The sequence below is a fragment of the Nostoc sp. genome, from assembly GCF_041747015.1.
Taxonomy (GTDB): Bacteria; Cyanobacteriota; Cyanobacteriia; order Cyanobacteriales; family Nostocaceae; genus Nostoc.
In genome coordinates this window covers 1-6,322 of the sequence record NZ_JBGTFY010000292.1, presented here as the reverse complement: position 1 = coordinate 6,322, position 6,322 = coordinate 1, and the positions used below count along the sequence as shown (strand labels likewise).

Here is a 6,322-nt window from a genome sequence, read left to right as displayed (position 1 = left end):
AATTTCCGGCAGGCCAATAAGAACCCCAAGCTTTACTATGCGTTTCAATCCCTAATAGGGATTTTGGTGAATTGCAATTCCCAGAGGTGGGCTGTGCGGTTGAAGCACGATACGTTTCAATCCCTAATAGGGATTTTGGTGAATTGCAATCGCAATCTGATGATTCCAGAAATGCTCGGAAAAGCGTTTCAATCCCTAATAGGGATTTTGGTGAATTGCAATTTGGAATGGCATGGTTAGTGGATTGCCAGTGGGAAGTAAGCCGTTTCAATCCCTAATAGGGATTTTGGTGAATTGCAATATTTTAGGCTCTCAGGAGTAACCCGAAGTGCTGGGTTTCAATCCCTAATAGGGATTTTGGTGAATTGCAATGAAGAAATTGTAGAAGGTGGTGGAATGTCTGAAGGTTTCAATCCCTAATAGGGATTTTGGTGAATTGCAATTGTAGAATTAACTACGGATAATCAAGTATACCAAGTGTTTCAATCCCTAATAGGGATTTTGGTGAATTGCAATCTCGGAGTATCTTATTGAAGCCTCTAGATGCCTTTAGGTTTCAATCCCTAATAGGGATTTTGGTGAATTGCAATCGCTGGCGTCTAAAAGCCGTGTTGTATTTGGTTTTCAAGGTGCAGTTGCGCGAACCACTGAATCATAACACAGGGGATAGTAATAGCACAAGAGCCAAATCGCTGAAAGCCAGTCCCCATAAGGTGCGCGGAAGGATTAAAAGTATTAATGCCCTCAAATTCTTGTATAGATGGAGATGCAGCCATTTTTTGCCTCTTCTTATTTTCTACACCTACCTATCCGCGCATTTGGCAAGAAAATTAGTTTGATTGCCTGAGAACTACTCTATTAAAATATAGCGATCGCCTAATCCTTGCACACCTTAATTTACCAAATCAGGGAATACTTCTTGCACAGCCGGATGGACTAAACGATGATTCCACACATTCACACCCTTAGCTAATGCTGGGTTAACTTCCAGCGCCTTAATTCCTAAATTCGCTAACTGGACGACATAAGGTAATGTACTATTATTAAGTGCCTGAGTTGCTGTCCAAGGTACTGCTCCTGGCATATTAGGAACGCCATAATGCACCACACCCTCTTCAACGTATACCGGATTTGTGTGGGATGTAGGATGTAAGGTTTCTATGCAACCGCCTTGATCAACAGCTACATCAACTATTACAGAACCAGGACGCATTTGTTTGACCAATTCACGGGATACTAATATTGGCGCCCTACGTCCTAACACTAAAACTGCACCAATGAGCAAATCGGCTTCAATGACTGCGGCTTCAATATGGGCTGAGTTGCTGTAAAGCAATTCGACTCTAGAGCCAAAGAGAGTTTCTAGGTAAGATAAGCGCTCGACACTTACATCTAAAATCTGCACGATCGCACCCACGCCCACGGCAATTTTAGCTGCTTCTGTGCCAACAACGCCACCACCTAAAATTACAACTTTGCCCGGTTTGACTCCAGGTACACCGCCCAAAAGCACACCTCTACCACCTTGCTGACGTTCTAAGAATCTGGCTCCAAATTGTACTGCTAGCCGACCGGCAATAACGCTCATGGGGGTGAGCAAAGGTAGTTTGTTAGCACCAGGTTGTTCTACAGTTTCGTAGGCGATCGCAGTTGTGCCACAATCAATTAAATGCTCGGTCAATTTGCGATCGGCTGCTAAATGTAAATAAGTAAATAATATCTGCCCTTTTTGCAAAAATTTATACTCAGATGTCAGCGGCTCTTTGACTTTCACAACCAATTCCCGATTCCAAGCCAATTCTGATGTCAGGACAATCTCGGCTCCAGCACTTCTGTAGTCGTCATCTGTAAATCCAGCACCAGTACCAGCTTGCGTCTGGACAAAAATAGTATGACCATTTTCTCCTAGCACCCGCACACTAGAAGGACTTAAACCTACCCGAAACTCTTGATCCTTATTTTCCTTCGGAACGCCGATTTCCATGTACCGCCTCTGATAATTTTTTTGTTTAATAAATGTAGCCTGCCATTCTCTAGCTTGCTACTTCCGTATTACAGATAGCTGTTCTCAGTTTCTCAATTTAATCTGAGTAGCCCTAAACTCTTACGCTTGACTATTGCCCCAGTATTTATACAATATATAAAGAATAGTAACAATTTATTAATGAAGCAATTGTATAGCTCCCTACTAGGAAGCTTTTGCTGACTTGTCAAGTCATCTTGGCGTTCAAGCACTGCAATCAGCTCATCAACTACCAACTCTAGGCTAAATGGTAAAGGTTAAAGGGAAAAGAACGAGTCAATTCCCTTAACCTTTACCCCTTATCCACACTTTCTCCGATTTCTGCCAGAAGTCTAATATCAAGTCCCGTTTGCCGAAAAAAGGTTTTTTAAAATGATGCAATCACAGCCTACGATTATACCTAAATTAGAGGAGCCTAAGTTTGGCTTTAACGAATATGCTGAACGCTTGAATGGTCGAGCGGCAATGATTGGCTTCGCTTTGACGCTGGTAATTGAATACGTCACCAATCAAGGGGTAGTATCATGGCTGGGTCTGAAGTAGTGCTATCAACAAGCAAAAGCCGGAAGTTGTAAGCTAGTAGTTAAAGTTTCAACCAACTTAACAACCAGTTGGTTGAAACTTTAACAATTGATAACTAAGTACTTCATTCTAGATACTTTAATTAGATTTATTCGGAGATTATTGCCGTAGAATGTAAGCAAGAGAGGAATTTAAATATCTAATTATTGATTGAAATCTCATAACATTTGCAACTATTACAGCACGGCAGAAATGTAACCACAATCTTAATTAACCACGCAAGGGGCTTAAGCCACTTGTTTAAAGATAGGCAAACTTCCGCCACAATGTAGTATGTGCAAGGCGATTAATGAGTACGTTTCCTCCCCTACTAAAGAAAATCATAACTAGTGTCTGCCTTGGATCATAAAGGCAAATTATGGGTGAGGTATTCTTGCTAAATATACATAAAAAGTGAACTGGAACCAACCAAGCTGTGATGAATGCTGTATTACCTCGTTTTTTAAAGTCAACCTACCGAAAAGAGCCAATAATCAGTGTGTTGATTACGATGGGCTTTATCGATGCCTTAATTGGCGGATTGAATGATAGCTGGTCATTGTTCGCTTTTGGTTTGGGAACGGCAGGGACAGTGCTAGCCTTTAAGTTATGGCGTATCCAGCAGCATCGTCCTCTACCAGAGGAGCCTGTAGTGCAACATTATTTGCCCTCTCGTTCTTCTAGCCCGCCTTTACCAATGTTAAGCGTTTCTAAGAAAAAACCACATCTTTAGAAAGTACTGAATTATCACTCAAAATTAGGCAAAATTGATTGGTGTAACCATATATAAAAGTAAATGAGGAAAAATAGTGAGGATTGAGGGAAGAAGTAGGGGTAGTTTTTTACGACCTTATATTATCCTGACATTTATGGCAGTTGTTGCCCTTCCAGTGACTACCTGGAAAGGATTTTATATTCATCAAGCGAATGCTGCCATTGAAGTAATACCAAATGCCCCAAATACCGAGATTTCTGCTAATTTACAATTACTTTACACACTAAAAGGACATAACGGAACCGTTAAATCCCTGGCTTTCAGTCCAGACAATAGAATTCTTGTCAGTGGAGGCGCAGAAAACGAGGGTGTAATTCGCCTGTGGAATCTAACAAATGGCAGAAAGTTAGGGAATATTAGCAAAGCGCACAAAACAGCCGTAGAATCTTTAGTGATTTCGCCAGATGGTCAAACTCTCATTAGCTGTAGTAATGACAATACAATTAACCTCTGGAACCTGAAAAATTTTAAGTTTAGCCGCTCTTTTGTTGGACATACTAGTAACGTATTATCTTTAGCGGTGTCTCCTGATAGTAAAGTTCTGATCAGTGGAGGTTTAGATGGGATTCGTATATGGGATTTGCTACAACAGCGACCTCTAGGTACTCTAGTACGTTTTGATAATTTGATTTATACCCTAGCCATTAGTCCGAATGGGCAAACATTGGTTAGTGGTGACAATAAGGGTGTAATCAAGCTGTGGAATTTGAATAATGGTCAATTAATAAGTGAATTTGTCGCTCATTCTAATGCTGTTAGCAGTGTGATCTTTACACCAGATGGAGAAACATTAGTTACTGCTAGTCGCGATCGCACAATAAAACTGTGGAATATTAATACTGGAGAATTAGTCCGCACCCTTACAGGACATAATAATTGGGTGAATGCGATCGCTATTAACCCCGATGGACAAACCCTTGCTAGTGCTGGCAGAGATGGAATTAAGTTGTGGAATTTAACTACAGGTGAATTAACAGGTATACTAAATGGACATACAGACTGGGTAAGTGCGATCGCTTTTAGTCCAGATGGGCGAACACTTGCCAGTGGTGGATTTGATCAACAAATCAAGATTTGGGGGACTCCACTAAAGCGTAATTAAGAGCGATACCTAACTATGTTGATCTATTAAGTTGTACTTGTCGGGAGATGTCAAGCCCCTGAGACTTTCGCTACAAGTTGAAGAGAGAGGCTTTATAGGATGGCGTCAAGCAATGGCAGACAAACCCCAAGAAATAGAGGTGAATAAATTAGTTAATTCACCCACGAAAACTTCAGAAGTAAAAATCCACGTCAAATCATCAGTAGAAGATCAACCGTCTATCGTAGAGTCCTTTGCTCAAACTGTTGCTCAGACTGGCAAAGCAGTTTTAGACACAGTTGTAGAGGTGGGAGAATTCACAGCGAAACAAACACACAAGTTAATTGAGCAAACACCTCAACCCAGTGGTGAGGTAGTCAATCGCCTCGGCGAAAATTGGCTGATTAGAAAACTATCTGGAGTGTTAAATCTAAATTGGCTAATTGGTGCTACTGACGTTGTTAATCTGGAAAAAGCCGAAGCTGCGGTAAATAAGCTTAAGCAACAGTATCCTCATGAATCACCCAGCCAAATTGCTCACCGAATCATGGTCGAAAAAGCAACTAAAGCAGGCACTATTGGGCTAGCAACTAGTTTTTTGCCAGGAATAGCTGTGGCGTTATTGGCAATTGATTTAGCCGCAACCACAGAATTGCAGTCAGAAATGCTTTATCAGATTGCATCTGTCTATGGGCTAGATTTAAAAGATCCGGCTCGTAAAGGTGAAATTATGGCAATTTTTGGTCTGGCTTTGGGCGGGGGACGGCTGTTGAAAGCTGCGGGATTAGGCTTGTTGCGAAATGTGCCATTTGCTGGTGCAGCGATCGCTGTAAGTTCAAATGCAACGATGATCTATTCATTGGGGTATGCTGCTTGTCGATTTTACGAAGCCAAGCTAGATACATCAACTTCCATGACATCGCCACAAACATTAGCAACCTTAAAACAACAGAGTCAGAAGTATCTCGAAAGTGCGATCGCTCAAGAAGCTATCATGGATCAAATATTAGTTCATATGATCCTTGCCAGTCATCCAGACAAGACTTTAGAAGAAATTTTGCCAGAATTACAATCTGTAAAACTCAGTCCTACCTCGTTGTCTGCCATTGCCGAAAATATCAAATCACCTAAGTCTTTAGATGTATTGCTCAATCAGCTGAATCGTGATTTTGCCATACCCTTGTTAGCTCAATGTTACAAAATTGCCCAGCTTGATAATCAGACTACAGCAGTTGAGCAAGAAATAATAGATGCGATCGCTAACAAATTCAACATCGATACAAATCGAATTGGGGCATAGGGCAGAAAGTAGGAGGTAAAAGAATGGAATTCGTAGCTTCATAGACGAGTCTTTAATACTCGTCAACACAGTTTTGATCGGAGTTCACGAGTATTAAATACAGAACTAACTCTTTCAAGGTGATTAAAAAGGTTGAATGAGGCTAAAGATTTTTAATAAGTTTAAGCCTGCCAAGTCGTTGGACTTTGGCAGTTTTTTGTAGTGTTTTATTAAATTAATGTTCTGTCATTAATCTTTCCAAATATAACTACCTCTCTTTGTTTCAAACCTTTTCCCTTTTTAACTCGAACTTTAAGTTGCTGTTTCTCTAGTCTAAGTTTTTGTCTAGTTAATTCCTGAGTTATTAATTCCTGAGCGCGGCTTTCAATTTTAATTTGGCTTTTTATTGGCTGTTCTTTAATTTTTTCTCTTAGGCTTTTACCCATTCTTCTTACCCTGACTCTTAGAGGATGTTTGAAAAGTCCTTTTGTCGGTAGCAAAACGTTCTAGATCCCTCTAAATCCCCCGATAAATTGGGGGACTTTGATTCCGGTTCCCCACTTTTTAAGGGGGTTAGGGGGGATCAATAAGTGCTTAAAATCA

At 40.7% G+C, this 6,322-nt stretch carries 6 protein-coding genes and 1 CRISPR repeat array; of the genes, 4 read left to right on the top strand and 2 right to left on the bottom strand.

The features are described 5' to 3' along the window. Positions 1 to 41 precede the first annotated feature (41 nt). A CRISPR array of direct repeats spans positions 42 to 590; the repeat unit is 37 nt; unit sequence GTTTCAATCCCTAATAGGGATTTTGGTGAATTGCAAT. A gap of 302 nt (positions 591 to 892) precedes the next feature. Beyond that, positions 893 to 1,984 (bottom strand): alanine dehydrogenase, encoded by a 1,092-nt coding sequence (ald, locus tag ACEW80_RS23750; protein WP_373528953.1) that lies wholly within the window; start codon positions 1,982 to 1,984, stop codon positions 893 to 895. A gap of 411 nt (positions 1,985 to 2,395) precedes the next feature. On the opposite strand from ald, the gene ACEW80_RS23745 reads away from it, so the two are divergent. The 4 genes from ACEW80_RS23745 to ACEW80_RS23730 all read left to right on the top strand — a co-directional run bounded on the left by ACEW80_RS23745 (position 2,396) and on the right by ACEW80_RS23730 (position 5,740). Continuing rightward, positions 2,396 to 2,566 carry a chlorophyll a/b-binding protein gene (locus ACEW80_RS23745; protein WP_373528952.1) on the top strand — a complete coding sequence of 57 codons (171 nt, stop codon included), beginning with the start codon at positions 2,396 to 2,398 and terminating at the stop codon, positions 2,564 to 2,566. A gap of 457 nt (positions 2,567 to 3,023) precedes the next feature. Next, on the top strand, positions 3,024 to 3,317 hold the full coding sequence (locus ACEW80_RS23740) for a hypothetical protein (protein WP_373528951.1): 294 nt from the start codon (positions 3,024 to 3,026) through the stop codon (positions 3,315 to 3,317). Positions 3,318 to 3,453: 136 nt separating this feature from the next. Next, on the top strand, positions 3,454 to 4,461 hold the full coding sequence (locus ACEW80_RS23735) for a WD40 repeat domain-containing protein (RefSeq protein ID WP_373528950.1): 1,008 nt from the start codon (positions 3,454 to 3,456) through the stop codon (positions 4,459 to 4,461). A 112-nt stretch (positions 4,462 to 4,573) separates the two neighbouring features. Further along, positions 4,574 to 5,740, top strand: a complete 1,167-nt coding sequence (locus ACEW80_RS23730; protein WP_373528949.1) for an EcsC family protein — start codon at positions 4,574 to 4,576, stop codon at positions 5,738 to 5,740. 209 nt (positions 5,741 to 5,949) lie between these two features. Here ACEW80_RS23730 and ACEW80_RS23725 read toward each other — a convergent pair whose 3' ends face one another. After that, positions 5,950 to 6,165, bottom strand: coding sequence for a hypothetical protein (locus ACEW80_RS23725; RefSeq protein WP_373528948.1), 216 nt, complete (start codon positions 6,163 to 6,165; stop codon positions 5,950 to 5,952). Positions 6,166 to 6,322 lie beyond the last annotated feature (157 nt).